Annotated in this window: 15 protein-coding genes and 2 rRNA genes (1 of these 17 running past the window's edge); 11 read left to right on the plus strand and 6 right to left on the minus strand. The window is 66.5% G+C overall.

From position 1 onward, the window contains the following. From M8R19_RS16795 to phoU, 7 genes are all read left to right on the plus strand, one after another. Positions 1 to 1,729, plus strand: a 23S ribosomal RNA gene (locus M8R19_RS16795); it begins 1,161 nt to the left of the window's first position. Between the two features lie 131 nt (positions 1,730 to 1,860). Next, a 5S ribosomal RNA gene (gene rrf, locus M8R19_RS16800) occupies positions 1,861 to 1,976 on the plus strand. Between the two features lie 542 nt (positions 1,977 to 2,518). Then, positions 2,519 to 3,490 (plus strand): phosphate ABC transporter substrate-binding protein PstS, encoded by a 972-nt coding sequence (locus M8R19_RS16805; RefSeq protein ID WP_009614214.1) that lies wholly within the window; start codon positions 2,519 to 2,521, stop codon positions 3,488 to 3,490. A gap of 440 nt (positions 3,491 to 3,930) precedes the next feature. After that, complete coding sequence (locus M8R19_RS16810; protein WP_502943066.1) at positions 3,931 to 5,907, plus strand: ABC transporter permease subunit; 1,977 nt, start codon at positions 3,931 to 3,933, stop codon at positions 5,905 to 5,907. Between the two features lie 26 nt (positions 5,908 to 5,933). Beyond that, positions 5,934 to 7,610: a phosphate ABC transporter permease PstA gene (pstA, locus tag M8R19_RS16815; RefSeq protein WP_249918377.1), complete on the plus strand. Its 1,677-nt coding sequence runs from the start codon at positions 5,934 to 5,936 to the stop codon at positions 7,608 to 7,610. A gap of 55 nt (positions 7,611 to 7,665) precedes the next feature. Further along, on the plus strand, positions 7,666 to 8,502 hold the full coding sequence (gene pstB / locus M8R19_RS16820) for a phosphate ABC transporter ATP-binding protein PstB (RefSeq protein WP_009614208.1): 837 nt from the start codon (positions 7,666 to 7,668) through the stop codon (positions 8,500 to 8,502). Positions 8,503 to 8,576: 74 nt separating this feature from the next. Continuing rightward, on the plus strand, positions 8,577 to 9,305 hold the full coding sequence (gene phoU, locus M8R19_RS16825) for a phosphate signaling complex protein PhoU (RefSeq protein ID WP_009614205.1): 729 nt from the start codon (positions 8,577 to 8,579) through the stop codon (positions 9,303 to 9,305). Between the two features lie 268 nt (positions 9,306 to 9,573). Here phoU and M8R19_RS16830 read toward each other — a convergent pair whose 3' ends face one another. After that, positions 9,574 to 10,524, minus strand: coding sequence for a LysR family transcriptional regulator (locus tag M8R19_RS16830; protein ID WP_074983308.1), 951 nt, complete (start codon positions 10,522 to 10,524; stop codon positions 9,574 to 9,576). 156 nt (positions 10,525 to 10,680) lie between these two features. Here M8R19_RS16830 and M8R19_RS16835 point away from each other — a divergent pair, with 156 nt between their 5' ends. From M8R19_RS16835 to M8R19_RS16850, 4 genes are all read left to right on the plus strand, one after another. Then, positions 10,681 to 11,856, plus strand: a complete 1,176-nt coding sequence (locus M8R19_RS16835; RefSeq protein ID WP_116425209.1) for a M20 aminoacylase family protein — start codon at positions 10,681 to 10,683, stop codon at positions 11,854 to 11,856. Between the two features lie 24 nt (positions 11,857 to 11,880). Beyond that, complete coding sequence (locus M8R19_RS16840) at positions 11,881 to 13,191, plus strand: MFS transporter (RefSeq protein ID WP_249918378.1); 1,311 nt, start codon at positions 11,881 to 11,883, stop codon at positions 13,189 to 13,191. 89 nt (positions 13,192 to 13,280) lie between these two features. Beyond that, the gene (locus tag M8R19_RS16845) at positions 13,281 to 14,186 is read left to right on the plus strand and encodes a response regulator (protein WP_249918379.1); all 906 of its coding nucleotides are present in this window, start codon (positions 13,281 to 13,283) and stop codon (positions 14,184 to 14,186) included. Between the two features lie 92 nt (positions 14,187 to 14,278). Then, complete coding sequence (locus tag M8R19_RS16850; protein WP_074983298.1) at positions 14,279 to 15,175, plus strand: peptidoglycan DD-metalloendopeptidase family protein; 897 nt, start codon at positions 14,279 to 14,281, stop codon at positions 15,173 to 15,175. Here M8R19_RS16850 and M8R19_RS16855 read toward each other — a convergent pair. From M8R19_RS16855 to phoR, 5 genes are all read right to left on the minus strand, one after another. Further along, the gene (locus tag M8R19_RS16855) at positions 15,165 to 15,869 is read right to left on the minus strand and encodes a GntR family transcriptional regulator (protein ID WP_116425206.1); all 705 of its coding nucleotides are present in this window, start codon (positions 15,867 to 15,869) and stop codon (positions 15,165 to 15,167) included. The two genes, M8R19_RS16850 and M8R19_RS16855, sit on opposite strands and share 11 nt — an antisense overlap. Next, positions 15,866 to 16,567: a FadR/GntR family transcriptional regulator gene (locus M8R19_RS16860; protein WP_249918380.1), complete on the minus strand. Its 702-nt coding sequence runs from the start codon at positions 16,565 to 16,567 to the stop codon at positions 15,866 to 15,868. The genes M8R19_RS16855 and M8R19_RS16860 overlap by 4 nt, the downstream gene beginning before the upstream one ends. A 65-nt stretch (positions 16,568 to 16,632) precedes the next feature. After that, on the minus strand, positions 16,633 to 17,946 hold the full coding sequence (locus M8R19_RS16865; RefSeq protein ID WP_249918381.1) for a C4-dicarboxylate transporter DctA: 1,314 nt from the start codon (positions 17,944 to 17,946) through the stop codon (positions 16,633 to 16,635). A gap of 578 nt (positions 17,947 to 18,524) precedes the next feature. Then, positions 18,525 to 19,865, minus strand: coding sequence for a hemolysin family protein (locus M8R19_RS16870; RefSeq protein ID WP_074983286.1), 1,341 nt, complete (start codon positions 19,863 to 19,865; stop codon positions 18,525 to 18,527). A gap of 70 nt (positions 19,866 to 19,935) precedes the next feature. Continuing rightward, positions 19,936 to 21,231: a phosphate regulon sensor histidine kinase PhoR gene (phoR, locus tag M8R19_RS16875; protein ID WP_249918382.1), complete on the minus strand. Its 1,296-nt coding sequence runs from the start codon at positions 21,229 to 21,231 to the stop codon at positions 19,936 to 19,938. Between the last annotated feature and the right edge of the window lie 32 nt (positions 21,232 to 21,263).

The raw sequence follows: 21,263 nt of genomic DNA on the forward strand, positions 1-21,263 counted from the left end.
CAAGATGCGCGGTAGAGGAGCGTTCTGTAAGCCTGTGAAGGTGAGTTGAGAAGCTTGCTGGAGGTATCAGAAGTGCGAATGCTGACATGAGTAACGACAATGGGAGTGAAAAACTCCCACGCCGAAAGACCAAGGGTTCCTGCGCAACGTTAATCGACGCAGGGTTAGTCGGCCCCTAAGGCGAGGCAGAAATGCGTAGTCGATGGGAAACAGGTTAATATTCCTGTACTTCTAGTTACTGCGATGGAGGGACGGAGAAGGCTAGGCCAGCTTGGCGTTGGTTGTCCAAGTTTAAGGTTGTAGGCTGGACACTTAGGCAAATCCGGGTGTTCAAGGCCGAGAGCTGATGACGAGCTTTCTTTTAGAGAGCGAAGTGGTTGATGCCATGCTTCCAGGAAAAGCTTCTAAGCTTCAGGTAACTAGGAACCGTACCCGAAACCGACACAGGTGGTCGGGTAGAGAATACCAAGGCGCTTGAGAGAACTCGGGTGAAGGAACTAGGCAAAATGGCACCGTAACTTCGGGAGAAGGTGCGCCGGTGAGGGTGAAGTATTTACTGCGTAAGCCCACGCCGGTCGAAGATACCAGGCCGCTGCGACTGTTTATTAAAAACACAGCACTCTGCAAACACGAAAGTGGACGTATAGGGTGTGACGCCTGCCCGGTGCCGGAAGGTTAATTGATGGGGTTAGCGAAAGCGAAGCTCTTGATCGAAGCCCCGGTAAACGGCGGCCGTAACTATAACGGTCCTAAGGTAGCGAAATTCCTTGTCGGGTAAGTTCCGACCTGCACGAATGGCGTAACGATGGCGGCGCTGTCTCCACCCGAGACTCAGTGAAATTGAAATCGCTGTGAAGATGCAGTGTATCCGCGGCTAGACGGAAAGACCCCGTGAACCTTTACTGTAGCTTTGCACTGGACTTTGAGCCTGCTTGTGTAGGATAGGTGGGAGGCTTTGAAGCGTGGACGCCAGTTCGCGTGGAGCCAACCTTGAAATACCACCCTGGCATGCTTGAGGTTCTAACTCTGATCCGTTATCCGGATCGAGGACAGTGTATGGTGGGCAGTTTGACTGGGGCGGTCTCCTCCTAAAGAGTAACGGAGGAGTACGAAGGTGCGCTCAGACCGGTCGGAAATCGGTCGCAGAGTATAAAGGCAAAAGCGCGCTTGACTGCGAGACAGACACGTCGAGCAGGTACGAAAGTAGGTCTTAGTGATCCGGTGGTTCTGTATGGAAGGGCCATCGCTCAACGGATAAAAGGTACTCCGGGGATAACAGGCTGATACCGCCCAAGAGTTCATATCGACGGCGGTGTTTGGCACCTCGATGTCGGCTCATCACATCCTGGGGCTGAAGCCGGTCCCAAGGGTATGGCTGTTCGCCATTTAAAGTGGTACGCGAGCTGGGTTTAGAACGTCGTGAGACAGTTCGGTCCCTATCTGCCGTGGACGTTTGAGATTTGAGAGGGGCTGCTCCTAGTACGAGAGGACCGGAGTGGACGAACCTCTGGTGTTCCGGTTGTCACGCCAGTGGCACTGCCGGGTAGCTATGTTCGGAATAGATAACCGCTGAAAGCATCTAAGCGGGAAACTAGCCTCAAGATGAGATCTCACTGGGAACTTGATTCCCCTGAAGGGCCGTCGAAGACTACGACGTTGATAGGTCGGGTGTGTAAGCGCTGTGAGGCGTTGAGCTAACCGATACTAATTGCCCGTGAGGCTTGACCATATAACACCCAAACAATTTGTGTGTTAGACGGTGAAGTCGACGAACCGAAAGTTCGTGAGAACCGCAAATACCTGTCACATACCCGAATCTGGGTGAGCGTGTGCGCAAGCCACGAGCATCCGAAAGAATTGCTTGACGACCATAGAGCGTTGGAACCACCTGATCCCATCCCGAACTCAGCAGTGAAACGACGCATCGCCGATGGTAGTGTGGGGTTTCCCCATGTGAGAGTAGGTCATCGTCAAGCACCTATCCCAAAACCCCTGATCAGCCTGGCTGGTCGGGGGTTTTGCTTTGGCGCGCGGAAAAGCCGGGGCGATGGGAGTAGATACCCGCGCCATTGCATTCCCCTTGTAGGAGCGCGCCCTGCGCGCGATATCGCGGGCAGGGCCCGCTCCTACAGGGGGGTTCGGACCCCGGCGAAACCCATGCGGCCATGGCGATGGGTTTCGCTGCGCTCAACGCCATCCTACGAGGGTGTGTCTCCTACGCCCGTGGAAGCAATTGTCTACGGGCTGTGCCGAGGTGCTCGCTCCTACAGGCGGGTTCGGACCCCGGCGAAACCCATGCGGCCATGGCGATGGGTTTCGCTTCGCTCAACGCCATCCTACGAGGGCGTTTCTTCTGCGCTCGTTGCGGCTGAAATATTTCGTAATAAATACCGTCACATTTCTTCTTCGAGCCCGTCGGTTTTCATCTGGCTGTCACATTGCTTTCATAGAGTCTGCTCGCGCCCCATGAGAGCGGCGCCGAATTCCAGCCAGTCGGCCTTTCCCCAAGGAGCAAGGCATGAAACTCAAGCGTTTGATGGCGGCGCTGACCTTCGCCGCCGCCGGCGTGGGCGCTGCCAGCGCTTTCGCCGCGATCGACCCAGCGCTGCCGGACTACCAGAAGACCAGCGGCGTCTCGGGCAATCTCTCCAGCGTGGGCTCCGATACCCTGGCCAACCTCATGACCCTCTGGGCCGAGGAGTACAAGCGCCTGTACCCGAGCGTGAACGTGCAGATCCAGGCCGCCGGCTCCTCCACCGCCCCGCCGGCGCTCACCGAGGGCACCGCCAACCTCGGCCCGATGAGCCGCAAGATGAAGGATGTCGAGCTGCAGGCCTTCGAGCAGAAGTACGGCTACAAGCCCACCGCCGTGCCCGTCGCGGTCGACGCCCTGGCCGTCTTCGTGCACAAGGACAACCCCATCAAGGGCCTGACCATGCAGCAGGTCGACGCCATCTTCTCGGCCACCCGCCTGTGCGGCGCCAAGCAGGACGTGAAGACCTGGAGCGACCTGGGCCTGGGCGGCGATTGGGCCAACAAGCCGGTGCAGCTGTTCGGCCGCAACTCGGTGTCCGGCACCTACGGCTATTTCAAGGAAGAGGCCCTGTGCAAGGGTGACTTCAAGCCCAACGTCAACGAGCAGCCGGGCTCCGCCTCGGTGGTGCAGTCGATCAGCCAGTCGCTCAACGGCATCGGCTACTCCGGCATCGGCTACAAGACCGCCAGCGTGAAGACCGTGGCCCTGGCCAAGAAGCAGGGCGACCCCTACGTCGAGGACAACGAGCAGAACGCCCTGAACGGCACCTACCCGCTGGCGCGCTTCCTCTACGTCTACGTGAACAAGGCGCCGAACAAGCCGCTGGACCCGCTGGAAGCCCAATTCCTGAAGATGGTGCTGTCCAAGACAGGCCAGGAAGTCGTGGTCAAGGACGGCTACATCCCGCTGCCGGCCAAGGTCGCGGCGAAGGCGGTCAAGGAACTGGGACTCTAGGTAGCGCCCCCGCCAGCCGTCCATGGGCTGAGCGGTAGGTGACCCAGCCCGTTGGCAGGCAACTGCCGACGGGCTTCGTCTCGTCATCTCTGTGTCATGTTTCTGTCATAGACTGCCGCAAGCGTGTCGCCCCCATGAATGACCTGGCCACTTCGTCGATGAGCAATTCCACCCCCGAGCGGATCGATTTCAATACCCCGACCCTGCGTCGCAAACGCCGCATGCGTGCCCTCAAGGACCGCCTGACGCGCTGGTACGTGCTGGTCGGCGGCCTGTCCGTGCTGGTGGCCATCACCCTCATCTTCTTCTACCTGGCCTATGTGGTGCTGCCCCTGTTCCGCGGCGCCGAGCTGGATGCCCGCGCGCCCCTCGCCCCGGCCTGGCTGAAGGAAGTACAGGCGCCCCTGCTGCTGAGCATCGAGGAGCAGAACCAAGTGGCCATGCGCGTGGCCGCCGATGGCCAGGTGCTGTTCTTCGACCTGGACAGCGGCGCCGAACTCAGCCGCCAGGCGCTCAAGCTGCCGGCCGGCAGCCAGGTGGTCTCCATCGCCGAGGACCAGCCGGGGCACCCGATGGTGGCGCTGGGCCTGTCCAACGGCCAGGTTCTGGTGTTCCGTCATGCCTACAAGGTCACCTACCCGGACAACCGCAAGACCATCACCCCGCAGATCGACTACCCCTATGGCGAGGCGCCCATCAGCCTTGACCCGCAAGGCCGCGCGCTGGAGCACGTGGCCCTGGCCTCGGACGACGACGGCCTGCTGCTGGCCGCCTCTACCGGCAGCCAGATGTTGCTGCTGAGCCTGACCAGCCAGGAGAACATGCTCACCGGCGAGACCACCCTGGAGCAGGAGGCCGTGAACCTGCCGCAGATCGCCGACCCGGTGAAGGCCATCTACCTGGACCCGCGCAAGCAGTGGCTGTACGTCATCAACGGCCGCGCCCAGGCCGACGTCTTCGACCTGCGCACCCGCCAGCTCAACGGCCGCTACAAGCTGCTCGACCATGCCAACCGCGAGGTCACCGCCAGCGCCCAGTTGCTGGGCGGCATCTCGCTGATGATCGGCAACTCCGACGGCGGCATCAGCCAGTGGTTCATGGCCCGCGACACCGACGGCGAACCGCGCCTGGCGCACGTGCGCGACTTCCAGCTGGGCAGCAAGCCGATCACCGCCATCGTTCCCGAGCAGCGCCGCAAGGGCTTCGTCGCCCTGGACAGCGCCGGCGAGCTCGGTGTGTTCCACAGCACCGCGCACCGCACTTTGCTGGAGCAGCAAGTGGCGCCGGGCAACGGCGTGCTGGCCCTGTCGCCGCGGGCCAACCGCCTGTTGCTGGAGCAGGGTGGCCAACTGCGCGGCTTCGACCTGAGCAACCCGCACCCGGAGGTTTCCTGGAGCGCGCTCTGGGGCAAGGTCTGGTACGAAAGCTACGACAAGCCGCAATACGTCTGGCAGTCCACCGCCGCCACCACCGACTTCGAGCCCAAGCTGAGCCTGGCGCCGCTGACCTTCGGCACCCTCAAGGCGGCCTTCTACGCAATGATCCTGGCCGCCCCGCTGGCCATCGCCGCGGCCGTCTACACCGCCTACTTCATGGCCCCGGCGATGCGCCGCAAGGTCAAGCCGGTGATCGAGCTGATGGAAGCGTTGCCCACGGTGATCCTCGGCTTCTTCGCCGGCCTGTTCCTCGCGCCCTACGTCGAAGGCCACCTGCCGGGCATCTTCAGCCTGCTGCTACTCACCCCGCTGGGCATCCTGCTCGCCGGCCTGCTCTGGAGCCGCCTGCCCGAACGCATTCGCCTGGCGCTGCCGAACGGCTGGGAAGCGGCCATCCTCATTCCCGTGGTGCTCGGCGTCGGCGCCTTCGCCCTGTGGCTCAGCCCGCACCTGGAAACCGCCTTCTTCGGCGGCGACATGCGCCTGTGGATAAGCCACGACCTGGGCATCACCTACGACCAGCGCAACGCCCTGATCGTCGGCCTGGCGATGGGCTTCGCGGTGATCCCGAACATCTTCTCCATCGCCGAGGACGCCATCTTCAGCGTGCCCCGCAGCCTCACCTACGGCTCCCTGGCCCTGGGCGCCACGCCCTGGCAGACGCTGACCCGCGTGGTGATCCTGACCGCCAGCCCGGGCATCTTCTCGGCGCTGATGATCGGCATGGGCCGCGCCGTGGGCGAGACCATGATCGTGCTGATGGCCACCGGCAACACCCCGATCATGGACATGAACATCTTCCAGGGCATGCGCACCCTGGCGGCGAACGTGGCGGTGGAAATGCCCGAGTCGGAGGTGGGCGGCACCCACTACCGCGTGCTGTTCCTCTCGGCGCTGGTGCTGCTGACCTTCACCTTCGTGATGAACACCCTGGCCGAGCTGATCCGTCAGCGGCTGCGGAAGAAATACGCGTCGCTCTGACCGGCGTCTGAAGAGGCACTTTTCACGTGAAACAGAAACAGGAAACGCTGAAGGCCTGGTTCGCCAGCGGGTCTCCCTGGGTGTGGATGAACGCCGGCGCGGTTTCCATCGCGGTGATCATGACCCTCGGCCTGCTGGCCGTCATCGCCGTGCGCGGCCTCGGCCACTTCTGGCCGGCCGACGTGCTGGAGGCGCGCTACAGCGTGCCCGGGCAGGAAGCGAAGGTGCTGATCGGCGAAGAAGTGCAGGTCGAGGAAGTGCCGCGCGAACGCCTGCGCGGCGCTGGCCTGCCGGTGCCCGCCGAAGGCCCCGAATTCATGACCCGCGAGCTGCTCAAGCTGGGCAACCGCGACCTCTACGGCAGCGACTTCTCCTGGGTGATCGGCGACTGGCTCGCCGAGCAGCGCTGGCCGCAGGAGCTGGTGACCCTGGAGCGCCGCGAGTGGGGCAACTTCTACGGCTACCTGGTCAGCGTGAAGCAGGACGGCCAGGCGGTGGCCCAGGGCGCCGCCGCCATGCCCGAGCTGCAGGAACGTCTGCGGCGGGTGGATGGGCTGTACGACCAGCTCTACCAGCTGGAGAAGAAGGACATCGGCAGCATCAACCACGAGCTGGAGCGCCTGCGCCTGAAGGAGCGCCGCCTGCAACTGCACGGCGAGCTGGATGCCACCGCCCAGGCCGACCTCGCCGCCGCCCGCGCCGAGCTGCAGGGACGCTACCGCGAGTACGAAGACCGGCTGGGCGAGCTGCGCCAGCAGTTCAACCGCGACAGCGTGGTGATGCGCGAGGCCGGCGGCCGCGAGACCGAGATCAGCCTCGGCAAGCTGGTCCACGCCTACCAGCCCAACGCCATGGGCTTCGGCGCCAAGCTGTCGTTCTACTTCAAGAAACTCTGGGAGTTCCTCAGCGAGGACCCGCGCGAGGCCAACACCGAGGGCGGCATCTTCCCGGCGATCTTCGGCACCGTGATGATGACCCTGGTGATGGCGGTGATCGTCACCCCGTTCGGCGTCATCGCTGCGGTCTACCTGCGCGAGTACGCGCGCCAGGGCCTGCTGACGCGGGTGATCCGCATCGCCGTGAACAACCTCGCCGGGGTGCCGGCCATCGTCTATGGCGTGTTCGGCCTGGGCTTCTTCGTCTACGTGCTGGGCGGCTCGATCGACCGGCTGTTCTTCCCCGAGGCGCTGCCGGCGCCGACCTTCGGCACCCCGGGGCTGTTCTGGGCCTCGCTGACCCTGGCGATCCTCGCCGTGCCGGTGGTGATCGTGGCCACCGAGGAAGGCCTGTCGCGCATCCCGCGGGCGATCCGCGAGGGCTCCCTGGCCCTGGGCGCGACCAAGGCCGAGACGCTGTGGAAGATCGTCCTGCCCATGGCCAGCCCGGCCATGATGACCGGCCTGATCCTCGCCGTGGCGCGCGCCGCCGGCGAAGTGGCGCCGCTGATGCTGGTGGGCGTGGTGAAACTGGCGCCGTCGCTGCCGGTGGACGGCAACTACCCCTACGTGCACCTGGACCAGAAGATCATGCACCTGGGCTTCCACATCTACGACGTCGGCTTCCAGAGCCCCAACGTCGAGGCCGCGCGGCCGCTGGTGTACGCCACCGCGCTGCTGTTGGTGCTGGTGATCGCCCTGCTGAACTTCTCCGCCATCGCCATCCGCAACCGCCTGCGCGAGAAGTACAAGGCGCTGGAAAACTGATCCGCGGCCGCTGCCTGCGCAGGCGGCGGCCCGAGCCTCCAACGGGAGAGACGAGATGCAACAAGAACCCCATCGCCATGGCATCGACCTCGCCGCCCTCGGCCGGCCGATCCGCGAGGGCATGCGCCTGGACAAGGAAACCGTGGCCCTGGAAGTGCCCGGCCTGAACCTGTTCTACGGCCAGAAGCAGGCGCTGTTCGACGTCGCCATGCAGATCCCCAAGCAGCGCGTGACCGCCTTCATCGGCCCGTCCGGCTGCGGCAAGTCGACCCTGCTGCGCTGCTTCAACCGCATGAACGACCTGGTCGACGACTGCCGCGTGGAAGGCGAGATCCGCCTCGACGGCCACGACATCTTCGCCCGCGGCGTGGACGTGGCCGAGCTGCGCCGCCGCGTCGGCATGGTGTTCCAGAAGCCCAACCCCTTCCCCAAGACCATCTACGAGAACGTGGTCTACGGCCTGCGCATCCAGGGCGTGAACAAGAAGCGCACCCTCGACGAGGCGGTGGAATGGGCGCTCAAGGGCGCCGCGCTGTGGGAGGAGGTGAAGGACCGCCTGCACGAGTCGGCCCTGGGCCTGTCCGGCGGACAGCAGCAGCGCCTGGTGATCGCCCGGACCATCGCGGTGGAGCCGGAAGTGCTGCTGCTCGACGAGCCCTGCTCGGCGCTGGACCCGATCTCCACGCTGAAGATCGAGGAACTGATCTACGAACTGAAATCCAAGTTCACCATCGTGATAGTCACCCACAACATGCAGCAGGCCGCGCGGGTCTCCGACTACACGGCGTTCATGTACATGGGCAAGCTGATCGAGTTCGGCGACACCGACACACTCTTCACCAACCCGGCGAAGAAGCAGACCGAGGACTACATCACCGGGCGCTACGGCTGAGGGCCAGGCGGCGGTCGCATCATAAATCTGCAACCTTCGGCGCGTAGCCTGCAGCTTTCGCGGAGCGAAACCACATGATCAACAAAGAAAGTCTCAGCCATCACATCTCCCAGCAGTTCAACGCCGAGCTGGAAGACGTGCGCAGCCACCTCCTGGCCATGGGCGGGCTGGTGGAGAAACAGGTCAACGACGCGGTCACCGCGCTGATCGACGCCGACTCGGGCCTGGCCCAGCAGGTGCGCGAGATCGACGACCAGATCAACCAGATGGAGCGCAACATCGACGAGGAATGCCTGCGCATCCTCGCCCGCCGCCAGCCGGCGGCCTCCGACCTGCGCCTGATCATCAGCATCTCCAAGTCGGTGATCGACCTCGAGCGCATCGGCGACGAAGCCTCGAAGATCGCCCGTCGCGCCATCCAGCTGTGCGAGGAAGGCGAGTCGCCGCGCGGCTACGTCGAGGTGCGCCACATCGGTGGCCAGGTGCGCAAGATGGTGCAGGAGGCGCTGGACGCCTTCGCCCGCTTCGACGCCGACCTGGCGCTGTCGGTGGCGCAGTACGACAAGACCGTCGACCGCGAGTACAAGACCGCCCTGCGCGAACTGGTGACCTACATGATGGAAGACCCGCGGGCCATCTCCCGGGTGCTCAACGTCATCTGGGCCCTGCGCTCGCTGGAACGCATCGGCGACCACGCGCGCAACATCGCCGAACTGGTGATCTACCTGGTGCGCGGCACCGACGTCCGCCACATCGGCCTGACGCGCATGAAGGAAGAAGTGCAGGGCAAGTCCGATAGCTGACGCTCCTGTAGAGCGGATAACGCACTAGGCGTTATCCGCCCCACGACAGCGCCGAGGTGCTCTTCGTAGGAGCGAGCTTGCTCGCGAATGAGCCCCGTCGCGGAGTTTGTTCGCGAGCAAGCTCGCTCCTACGAAAAAGCCGTGCTCGCCGAAACGCCAACGCCATCGTGGTAGGCCCTTGTAGGAGCGCGCCCTGCGCGCGATTCGCGGGCAGGGCCCGCTCCTACAGGTATGGGGATAGCGTAGGAGCGCCGCGGTCTTGGCCCGCTCAGAAATTCAACCTCACCATCTCCGCCAGCTGCCGGCCCGCGGGATCGCGGGCGCGGCTGTTGTCTTTCAGCGCCTGCTGCAGGCAATGGATGAAATGCCGGGAGGTCGCGTCCAGCCCCTGGTCGCGCAGGCGGATGATGCTGATGTCCCCGTCCGGTAATGGCTCCTCCAGCGCCAGGGCCCGTGCGCCGCTGCGCAGCGGCTCGCAGAGCATCATCGGCTGCGGCGCGTAGCCGAGCAGGCCGGCGTCGACGATCAGGCTGCTGAGCATGCCTGCGGAATGGGCGCAGACGATGCGTTCGCGGGCGATCTGCAGGCCATGCTGGCCGAACAGTTCATGGGTGGTCTCGGCGTAGCGGTCGGCGGTGAAGTTCATCGTCCAGTCGTGCTCCAGCAACTGCCTCAGCGAGCGCGCCGCGGCTAGCGGGTGGCCGTTGCGGGCCACCACCTGCATGCGGTAGTGCGCCAGCGGCTGATGCACGAATTCCGCGCCCTGGAGGATGCCCGCCGGGCCCAGGGCGAACTGCATGCGGCCCGTGCGCAGCAGCGGCAGGATCACCGCCTGCAGCCCCTCGTACAGCTCCAGATGGACCTGCGGCATGTCCCTGCGGAAGGCCTGCAGGGCATTGCCCAGCAAGGTCTGGCCGAACCAGGGAGTGACGCCGACGCACAGCGTCGCCGCGCCTTCGCCGCGCAGGGCGGCCAGTTCCTGGCGGGCGCTGTCGAGCTGGGTGGCGATCTGCCGGGCGCGGGGCAGCAGCACCTGCCCGGCGGTAGTCAGCCGGGCGCCGCCGGCGTGGCGCATTAGCAGCGGCAGCCCCTGTTCCTCCTCCAGCTCGCGCAGGGCGCGGGTCACCGCGGCCTGGCTGAGGCCCAGGCCACGGGCCGCGGCGCGGATGCCGCCGCCGTCGGCCACCGCTACCAGGGCCTGCAACTGATGCAGTTTCAACGCTCGCCTCCCCTCCGAACACCGGAGATCGTCACGACAACATTTTTTTGGCTTATGCGCATGCGGCGCCGACGCTAGGGTAATCCACGCCCAGCATACCGGCCGGTCACGGGCATCGATCCAGTCCAATCCCACAAGAAAAACAGGAGCGAGCCGATGAACAGAGCCTGCATAGCGCCGGGCATAGCCGCCATCGTCCCGGAAATGGTCGAACTGCGCCGGGCCATCCACGCCGAACCCGAACTGGGCTTCGAAGAGTACTCCACCCGCGAGCGGGTCATCGAACGGCTGCGCGCCTGGGGCTACGAGATCGCCGAGATGGCCGGCACCGGGGTGATCGCCACGCTGCGCAACGGCCCCGGCCCGGTGCTGGGCCTGCGCGCCGAGCTGGATGCGCTGCCGATCCACGAGCAGAGCGGGCTGCCCTGGAGCAGCCGGGTGCCCGGCAAGATGCACGCCTGCGGCCACGACGGGCACACCGCCATGCTCCTGGCCGCGGCCTGCGAACTGGCTCGCGAGCGCAGCTGGCGCGGCACCCTGCACCTGTTCTTCCAGCCCGCCGAGGAGGGCCATGGCGGCTCCGGGGCCAAGCGCATGCTCGACGAAGGCCTGCTGCAACGCTTCCCCTGTGACGCCCTGTTCGCCATGCACAACCTGCCCGGCCTGGCCGAGGGGCGCTTCATGGTCATGCCCGGGCCGTGCATGGCTTCGGCCGACGACGTGACCATCCTCATCCACGGCCGCGGCGGCCACGGCGCCATGCCCGAGCAGACGGTGGACCCGATCCTGGCCGGCGCCGCGCTGGTCAGCGCCCTGCAGAGCCTGGTGTCGCGCAACGTGCCGCCGTCCGAGGCGGCGGTGCTGACCGTGGGCGCCTTCCTCGCCGGCGACGCCAGCAACGTAATTCCCGACAGCGCCGAACTACGCCTGAGTGTGCGTGCGCTGAGCCCGCAGGTGCGCGAGCTGCTGCTGCGGCGCATCCATGAACTGGCGCAGCAGCAGGCCGCCAGTTTCGGCGCCCGCGCCGAAGTCCTGGTGGCGGCGGACGGCTACCCGGTGCTGGTCAACGACCCCGGTTGCGCGGGGCTGGTCCGCGAGCTGGTCCTCGGCTGGCTCGGCGACGAGGGCCTGGAGCCCGAGCCGCGGCCCATCCACGCCAGCGAGGACTTCGCCTTCTGGCTGGAACAGGCGCCCGGCTGCTACCTGATGATCGGCAATGGCGACGGCGAGGGCGGCTGCGCGGTGCACAACCCCGGGTACGACTTCAACGACCGCATCCTGCCGCTGGGCGCGACCTTCTGGGTCCGCCTGGCGCAGCGCTTCCTGGCCTGAATCCTTCCCGCGGGGAATCCCAGCATGACAACAAGAACGACATCCTTCGCTGCGAGTGCCGAACCTGCCCGTGCCGGGCGCACCCGCGCCATTGCCGCGGTGTGCCTGGGCAACGCCCTGGAGTTCTACGACTTCCTCGTCTACAGCCTGCTCGCCACGCTGATGGCGCGGCTGTTCTTCCCCTTCGGGGAAAACCCGCTGACTTCGCTGATGCTGTCCTTCGCGGTGTTCGGCACCGGCTTCATCATGCGCCCGCTCGGCGGCCTGCTGATAGGCCTGTACGCCGACCGCGCCGGGCGCAAGGCGGCCATGCGCCTGACGCTGTGGCTGATGGCCCTGGGCGCGCTGCTGTTCACCGTGGCGCCGACCTATGCCCAGGCCGGGCTGGTCGGGCCGCTGGTGATCATAGTCGCGCGCCTGCTGCAGGGCTTCGCCGTCGGCGGGCAGGTGGGCACCGCCACCACCATCCTGATGGAATACGCCGGCTCGGGCTCGCGGGCCTACTACTGCAGCTGGCAGGTGTTCAGCCAGAGCCTGGGCACCATCATGGGCGCGCTGGTGGTGCTGACGCTGAGCAACCTGCTGAGCCCCGAGGCCATGGACAGCTGGGGCTGGCGGGCGGTCTTCGCGGTGGGCATCCTGGCCATCCCGGTCAGCGAATACATCCGCCATCGCCTGGAGGAAACCCTGCCGGCCGCCGCCCAGGGCGACAGCCGGCAGGCGCGGGAAGGTGGCCTGGCGCTGCTGTGCCGGCATCCGCGGCAGCTGGTCACCGGCGTACTGCTGGTGATCGGCGTCTCGGTGCCGGTCTACATCACCCAGTTCTACCTGGCCAACCACGCCATCAGCGTGCTGGGCATGCCGCTGGGCGTCGCCACCTGGGCCGCGGTGGTGAGCAGCCTGCCGTCGCTGCTGCTGGCGCCCCACGCCGGGCGCCTGAGCGACCGCATCGGCCGGCGCCGCTCGATCTTCTGGCCGCTGCCGATCCTGCTGCTGGCGACCTACCCGGCGTTCCTGCTGCTCAACCAATGGCCCAGCATCGGCCTGCTGTTGCTGATCGTGGGGTTGCTCAACATCCCGCTGACGTACGGCATGGTGGCGTCCCTGGCGATCCTGCCAGAGCTGTTCCCGGCGGCGATCCGCGCCACCGGCCTGTCGGTCACCTACTGCGTCGGCGTCGCGCTGTTCGGCGGTTTCGCGCAGTTCTTCGCCGCCGGGCTGATCGACCTCACCGGCAGCCCGAACGCGCCGGCCTGGTACCTGGTGGGCGCCATCCTGCTATGCCTGGCCGGGTTGCGGATGGCTCCGGAAACCGTAGGGCGAACGCTGGATTGATTGACGGATGTGTCCGACCGGTCACGTCGGCATGGCATCCTGCCAGTGCCCGAGGCTATCCTTCGCCTTGGCGTTCCAGGGAGTCGACGATGAGCAAGGTCAGTGTTCTGGTGGTGGATGATGCACCTTTCATCCGCGACCTGGTGAAGAAGGGATTGCGCGACCATTTTCCGGGGTTGCGCATCGAGGAGGCGGTGAACGGCCGCAAGGCCCAGCAGCACCTCGCCCGCCACGCGGTCGACCTGATCCTCTGCGACTGGGAGATGCCGGAGATGTCCGGCATCGAACTGCTCGGCTGGTGCCGCGCCCAGGCGCCGCTGAAGGACGTTCCCTTCATCATGGTGACCAGCCGCGGCGACAAGGAGAACGTGGTCCAGGCCATCCAGGCCGGGGTGTCGGACTACATCGGCAAGCCCTTCTCCAATGACCAACTGGTGAGCAAGGTGCGCAAGGCCCTGAGCCGCGCCGGCAAGCTCGATGCGCTGCTGGCCTCGGCGCCGCAGCGCAGCCTGGCCAGCGGCCCGCCGAACGACTCCCTCGCCGCCCTCACCGGCGGCAAGGCCGAGGTGGTGCGCGCCGGGGCCGCTCCAGCCGCGGCCCCGGCGCCCGCCCGTCCTGCTCCCGCTGCCGCGCCGGCCCCCGCGCCTGCGCGCAGTGGCGCCCAGGGCAAGGGCCAGGGGCAGTTGCGCCTGCCCAATGCCAGCCTGCCCTGCGTGATCCGCGGGCTCAGCCTGAAGGAGGCGCAGTTGGTGGTGAAGCGCGGCCAGGTGCTGCCGCAGGTGCTGGAAACCGCGGTGCTCGACCTGGAGGAAGACAACGAGGTGGCACGCCTGAACGGCTACCTGCACTCGGTGGCGGCGCTGGAACCCAAGCCCGACAGCGAGTGGCTGCTGCTGTTGCTGCGCTTCGTCGACCGCGACCCGCAGAAGCTCGACTACCTGTCGCGCCTGATCGCCCGCGGCAGCACCCAGAAGCACTACGTCCCCGGCGCCTGAGGCCTGCTTCACAGCCCGACGGCCGGCGGCTCGCCGCTGCCGGCCGCGGCTGCTAGTCTTGCTGGCGTCGAATACCTATAACCAGAGTCGACATGCTAGGGCGCTTTTTCTTCCTCTGCAGTCTATGGATGGCTGCGGGGCCGGCTGCGGCCGTGACCATCTACAAGTACGTCGACGCCAATGGCGTGGTCACCTACACGGACAAGGCCGTGGCGGGTGCGCAGGTGTTCGTCTTCCGCGACCGCATGGTCGAGCACCTGGAGCAGCAGGTGAAGCTGCAGACGCTCAGGCACGACGGCTTCGAAACCCTGCAGGTGCGCAACGACCTCTACGCCCCGGTGGAAGTGGAGCTGAGCGTGAGCGCCGCGCAGAACGCCGTGGGCGTGCCGGAGCGGCCGATCCGCTGGGTGCTGGCGCCGCGCAGCGCCATCCGCCTGGCCACGCTGAGCCCGCGCGATGCGTCGCGGCCGATGCAGTACAAGCCCAAGCTGCGCTACGCCCTGGGCGACCCGCGCCTGCAACCGGTGGCCTACGACTATCCGCTGCCCTGGCGTGGCGGACCCTTCCGCCTGACCCAGGGCGCCAACGGCAAGTACAGCCACTTCACCCCCAAGAGCCGCTACGCGCTGGACATCGCCATGCCCGAGGGCACGCCCATCGTGGCCGCACGCGGTGGCACCGTGGTGAAGGTGGAGAACGCCCAGAGCGGGCGCGGCAACAACCCCTCCGGCAACTTCGTGCGCATCCTCCACGACGACGGCACCATGGGCGTCTACCTGCACCTGATGCGCGGCTCGGTGCTGGTCAGCGAGGGCCAGCGCGTCGGCGTCGGCACGCCCCTGGCGCGCTCGGGCAACACCGGCAACAGCAGCGGCCCGCACCTGCACTTCGTGGTGCAGCGCAACGTTGGCCTGGCGCTGGAATCCATCCCCTATGACTTCGCCCAGCCGGTGGGCACCCTGCCGAACTTCGCGGTGGTCAAGGAATAGCCAGCTTCCCGGCGAAGGCCGCGCGCAGGTCGGTGGTCGGCGGCGGGGCGAAGCGCAGGCGCTCGCCCACGCCGCGCAGGTAGCTTTCCAGGCAGGCGCAGGCGCGTTCCGCATCGCCCTCACCCAGGGCTTCGAGCATCTCGGCCTGTTGCCGGCAACTGTCTGCGGTGTGGGCTTGGCCGCGGCCCAGGGCGATGCTCACGGCCAGGCGCTCCAGCAGCGGGCCCAGCAGGTCGGGCAACAGGGGATTGGCTGACAGCTGGGCCAGGCGCAGGTGCAGGTTCTGGGCCCATTCCTGCGCGCCCAGCGCGTCTCCCGACGCCAGGCAGCGGCGCTGGGCGGCGAGCATTTCCCGCAGTTCCGCCAGGTGCTGGCCGTCCAGCCTTCCGGCCAGGCGCCGGAGCATGTCGCTTTCCAGCAGCAGGCGGGTTTCCAGCAGTTGGCGCAGGCGTTGCGGGTCGGGGCGGGCGACGCTGGCGATGCGCCGTGGCGCCAGTTCTACCGCGCCTTCCCGGGCCAGGCGCTGCAGGGCGCGGCGCACGCTGCTGGGGCCGGCGTGGAAGATCCGCCCGAGGGTTTCCTGGCTGAGCGGCGCGGCCGGCCGCAGGCGCCGCGAGAGGATGGCGGCATGCAGGTCCTCGTAGATCCGCTGGGCCTGGCCCCGGCGGCGCGGGCCCGTTTCGCCGGCGTTCATCGTCCCGTCCCCGCTTCCGGCACACGCAGCGCCAGGTTCAGGCGCAGGCCTTCGTTGAGGATGTGCTGGCGCATGGCCTGGCTGGCGCCTTCGCTGTCGTGCTGGCGGATGGCGCGGACGATGGCCTCGTGCTCGGCCAGCAGTTCCTCGGCATGGGCGGCGTTGCGCTGGATGAGGTGGTCGCTCTGCTCCAGGGCGCCGGCGATCTGCTGCGAGACGCTGAGGAAGATCGGGTTGGAGGTCAGCGCCACCAGCTTGCGGTGGAAGCCGTTGTAGGCCTCGACCACGGCGGCGCTGCGGCCATCCTCCACCGCTTCGCGCATGTCCAGCAGCAGCAGGCGCAGGCGGCCGAGGGAATCGCCGTCGATGCTCTGCGCCACCAGCCCGGCGATGAAGGGTTCCAGGGCGTAGCGCAGTTGCAGCACGTCTTCCAGGGTGGCCGTGGCCGGGGCGCGGATCTCGCGCAGGGCGTTATCGTCACGCTCCAGCACCATCACGCCCTTGCCGGGCAGCGAGCGCACCACGCCAAGGGTCTCCAGCACGGTGATGGCCTCGCGCAGGCTGGGCCGGCTGATTTCCAGCTGCTCGGCCAGCTCGCGCTGGCCCGGCAGCATCTGGCCGGCCGCCCAGCGCCCTTGCTCTATGGTCTCGAGCAGTTTCTGAACCACTGAATTGACCAGTTTGGATGAGGAAAACATGGTTGCTCCTGAGGCAGTTAAGGCGCGCGCCGCGCCTATTGGAGCGGCGCGCGCGGCGGCTGTCATCAGCCGCGCAGTTCGCCCTTGCCGGGCGTGGCGACCAGGGTCTTGTTCGCCCCGGGTTCGCCGTTGAGTACCGAACGTGTGCGTTGCAGGTCGATGTCGTTTTCCCAGCGGGCGATGACCACGGTGGCGACGCAGTTGCCGATCAGGTTGGTCAGCGCCCGGCCGATGCCCATGAACCAGTCCACCGAGAGCACCAGCACCAGGCCCGCGGCGGGGATGGCCGGCACCGCGGCGAGGGTGGCGGCGAGAATCACCAGGGCCGAGCCGGGGATGCCGTGGGCGCCCTTGGAGGTCACCAGCGACACCAGCAGGATGGTCAGCAGGTCACTGATGGCCAGCGGCGTGCCGGTGGCGTGGGCGATGAACACCACCGCCAGGGTCAGGTAGATGGAGAAGCCGTCGAGGTTGAAGGAGTAGCCGGTGGGGATCACCAGGCCCACGGTGGAGCTGCGGATGCCCATGTTTTCCAGCTTGCGCATCACCTGCGGCAGCACGGCGTCGGAAGAAGCGGTGCCAAGGACGATCAGCAGTTCCTCGCGGAAGTAGCGCAGGAACGGCCGCAGGCGCACGCCGCTCAGGCGCAGCACGGTGCCCAGCACCAGGCACACGAAGAGGATGCAGGTGAGGTAGAACACCAGCACCAGGGCGCCCAGGTGGCTCAGCGACTCCAGGCCGTAGCGGCTGGTGGTGAAGGCCACGGCGCCGAACACACCCAGCGGCGCCAGGCGCACAATCATGCCCATGATGCGGAAGACCACGTGGCTGAACTCGTTGATCAGCCGCGCCACGCCGCTGGCCTGTTCGCCCACCAGGTTCAGGGCGCTGCCGAACAGCACGGCGAACACCAGCACCTGGAGGATGTCGTTGTTGGCGAAGGCGCTGAACACCGAGGAGGGGATCAGCCCCATGATGAAGTCCACCGGCCCGTGGATGTCCTTGGTGTGCGCGGTGTAGGTCGCGGCATCGCCGGCGGAGAGGCCGTTCAGGTCGATGTTGGCGCCGCTGCCCAGGCCGCTGCCGTAGGCCACCAGCAGGCCGAGGAGGAGGGCGATGGTGGTGAGGATCTCGAAGTAGACCACCGACTTTAGACCGATGCGCCCGACCTTCTTCAGGTCGCCGGCGCCGGAGATGCCGTTGACCACCACGCAGAACACGATGAGCGCGATGAGCATCTTGATCAGCTTGATGAAGCCGTCGCCCAGGGGCTTGAGCTGGGACGAAAGCTCCGGCAGGCCGACACCGAACAGCACGCCGAGGGCCAGGCCGAGCACCACTTGCAGGAAGATCGAGCGGGAACAGCGGTGGATGAGCATTGGGGGTCTCCGTTGTCTGCGCCCGTCCGCATCCACGGGGGAGGGCTGAGGCGCGCAGTTATTGTTCTGGTATTACCGGTCAGACCAGTTAAACTTATGCCCATGTAGCGCCGCTGGCAAGAGCGAATGCGGGGATGGGACGACGAGTGGTTTTGGGGAGTGGCCTTTGAGCAGGACGTGGAAGCTCTAGGACGGAGCTTCCAACGAGGTGCTGGGGGTGGGGATTTTTTAGTTGGCGATGGGAGAGGGTCTGTGGGGGGAACGCAACTGGTCAGGCCGGTGCGTTGGGTATCCCAATCGCGGACGGAGTCCGCTCCTACACCTTCCGGCAAACACAACACCCGTAGGATGGGTTGAGCGAAGCGATACCCATCACCGCCGCCGCATGGGTTTCGCAAGCTCAACCCATCCTACGAAAAGCGCCCCGGTGCAGTGGACAAGACGGTTGCTCCTACACCGTGCTTTCCAGGGCCCTGCATGACCGGTCAGACCGGGAGGCGGTGTAGGAGCGAGCTTGCTCGCGAACAGACGCGGTGCCATGCGGTACGAAGAACGCTTCGGCGCAGCTTGCAGCCGCGTCAGTCCAGCTTGACCACCTTGGCCAGGACGATCTTCGGGCCCTTCATCTTCTTCACGATGATGCGCAGGCCTTCGGCTTCCAGCACTTCTTCCTCTTCCGGCACGCGCTTCAAGGTCTCGTAGATCAGGCCGGCGAGGGTGTCCGCCTCGATGTGGTCGAGGTCGATGCCCAGCAGGCGCTCCACCTTGAACAGCGGGGTGTCGCCGCGCACCAGCAGCTTGCCCGGCTGGTAGGCGAGGATGCCGCGCTCGGTCTTGCGGTGCTCGTCCTGGATGTCGCCGACCAGCACTTCCAGCACGTCTTCCATGGTCAGGTAGCCGATCACCTTGTGGTCGGCTTCCTCCACCAGGGCGAAGTGCGCGCCGCCCTGGCGGAACTGCTCCAGCAGGCGCGACAGCGGCATGTGCTTGGTCACCAGCTCCAGCGGGTGGGCCAGCTCGTCCAGGTCGATGGTTTCCGGCTGGCTGTCGGTGGTCGCCAGTTCCAGCAGCAGGTCCTTGATGTGCAGCAGGCCGGTGAACTCGCCCTTCTCGGCGTCGAACACCGGGTAGCGGCTGTACTTGTGCCGGCGGATGGTCGCCAGCACGTCGGCCAGCGGCGCGTGGCGCTCCAGGTAGACCAGGTCTTCGCGGGAGTTGGCCCAGTCCACCACTTCCAGCTCGCCCAGCTCCACCGCCGAGGCCAGCACGCGCATGCCCTGGTCGCTGGGGTCCTGGCCGCGGCTGGAGTGCAGGATCAGCTTGAGCTCCTCGCGGCTGTAGTGGTGCTCGTGGTGCGGGCCCGGCTCGCCCTGGCCGGCGATCTTGAGGATGGCGTTGGCGCTGGCGTTGAGCAGCCAGATGGCTGGGTACATCGCCCAGTAGAACAGGTACAGCGGCACCGCGGTCCACAGCGACAGCAGCTCCGGCTTGCGGATCGCCCAGCTCTTGGGCGCCAGCTCGCCGACCACGATGTGCAGGTAGGAGATGATGAAGAAGGCGCTGAAGAAGGACACGCCGCGGATGACTTCCTCGGAGTGCACGCCCACCGCGGCCAGCAGCGGCTCCAGCAGCTCGGCGAAGGCCGGCTCGCCGACCCAGCCCAGGCCCAGGGAGGCCAGGGTGATGCCCAACTGGCAGGCGGAGAGGTAGGCGTCGAGCTGGTTGTGCACCTTGCGCAGGATGCTGCCGCGCCAGCCGTGCTGCTTGGCGATGGTCTCCACGCGGGTGGCGCGCAGCTTGACCATGGCGAACTCGGCGGCGACGAAGAAGCCGTTGAGCAGGACGAGGAGAAGGGCGAAGAGTACGAGGCCGAAATCGGCGAAATAGGTCAGCAATTCGCTACTGGGGGAAGGGTCCATGGTTCTGTTGGCTGATGAATGAGCGAGTAAGCATGGCGGCAGCGTGCGGCCGTGGCAAGACGACGTTGGTTCAGGCGACCTGCTGCCGCGGGAAGTGGCAGACGAAGCTGCTGCCCTTGCCCAGCACGCTGCTGATGTCCAGGGTGGCGCGGTGGCGGATCAGCACGTGCTTGACGATGGCCAGGCCCAGGCCGGTGCCGCCGGTGCTGGCGTTGCGGCTGGAATCCACGCGGTAGAAGCGCTCGGTCAGGCGCGGCAGGTGCTTGGGGTCGATGCCGATGCCGCTGTCCTGCACCGACAGGTGCGCGCCCTGCTCGTCGCCCCACCAGCGGATGCGGATCTCGCCGCCCTCGGGGGTGTACTTGACCGAGTTGAACACCAGGTTGGAGAAGGCGCTGCGCAGCTCGGCCTCGCTGCCCTTGAGCTTCACCCTGGGGTCGGCCTCCAGGCTGATGCGGTGCTCGCGGGCGCCGGACAGCGCCTGGGCGTCGTTGCGGATGGCCAGCAGCATCAGGTCCACCGCCACCGGCTTGTTGTCCGCCGGGTAGTCGGTGGCTTCCAGCTTGGCCAGCAGCAGCAGGTCGTTGAGCAGGCCCTGCATGCGCGCGGCCTGCTGCTGCATCTGCTGCAGGGCGCGGGCCCAGCGCGGGTTGATGTTCTCGGCGTTGTCGAGGAAGGTCTCCAGGTAGCCGGCGATCACCGTCAGCGGCGTGCGCAGTTCGTGGGAGACGTTCGCGACGAAGTCCTTGCGCATCTGCTCCAGGCGCTGCACGCGGGTGACGTCGCGGACCAGCATCAGGTGCTCGCCGTTGCCGTAGAGGGTGATCTGGAACTGCAGCAGCAGCTTGTCGTCCACCGGCGAGGGCATGTCCAGCGGCTCCTGGTAGTCGCCGCGGGCGAAGTATTCCTTGAAGCGCGGGTTGCGGATCAGGTTGGTCACCGCCTGGCCGCCGTCCTGCGGGCTCTTCAGGCCGAGCAGGCGTTCGGCGGCGAGGTTCCACCACTCCAGGTTGCCGTCGGCGTCGAGCATGACCACCGCATCGCGCAGCGCCGCGGTGGATTCCTGCATGCGGTCGATCACCGCCTGCAGGCGCCCGCGGGCGCGCTGGTTGCGCCGCTGCAGGTGGTAGATGCTGTCGAACACCTCGCCCCACAGGCCGTAGCCGTCCGGCGGCGGTTCGTCCTCGCGGTGGTTCTTCAGCCATTTGTGCAGGCGCAGCACCTGCCAGAGGGTCCAGCCGAGGTAGACGCCCAGGCAGCCTGCCAGGGCCCAACCGTATTGCCCGCTCACCACGCCGATCAGCGCGGCGGCGACTATCAACAGCAGCAGATGGCGGATCAGGGCGCCACGCCAGTCTTGGTTCACCAGGTCCTTTCCTTGTGAATATCAGGCGCGGG

It is taken from the genome of Pseudomonas sp. R3.Fl (assembly GCF_023516765.1).
In the GTDB taxonomy this organism is placed as follows: Bacteria; Pseudomonadota; Gammaproteobacteria; order Pseudomonadales; family Pseudomonadaceae; genus Pseudomonas; species Pseudomonas citronellolis.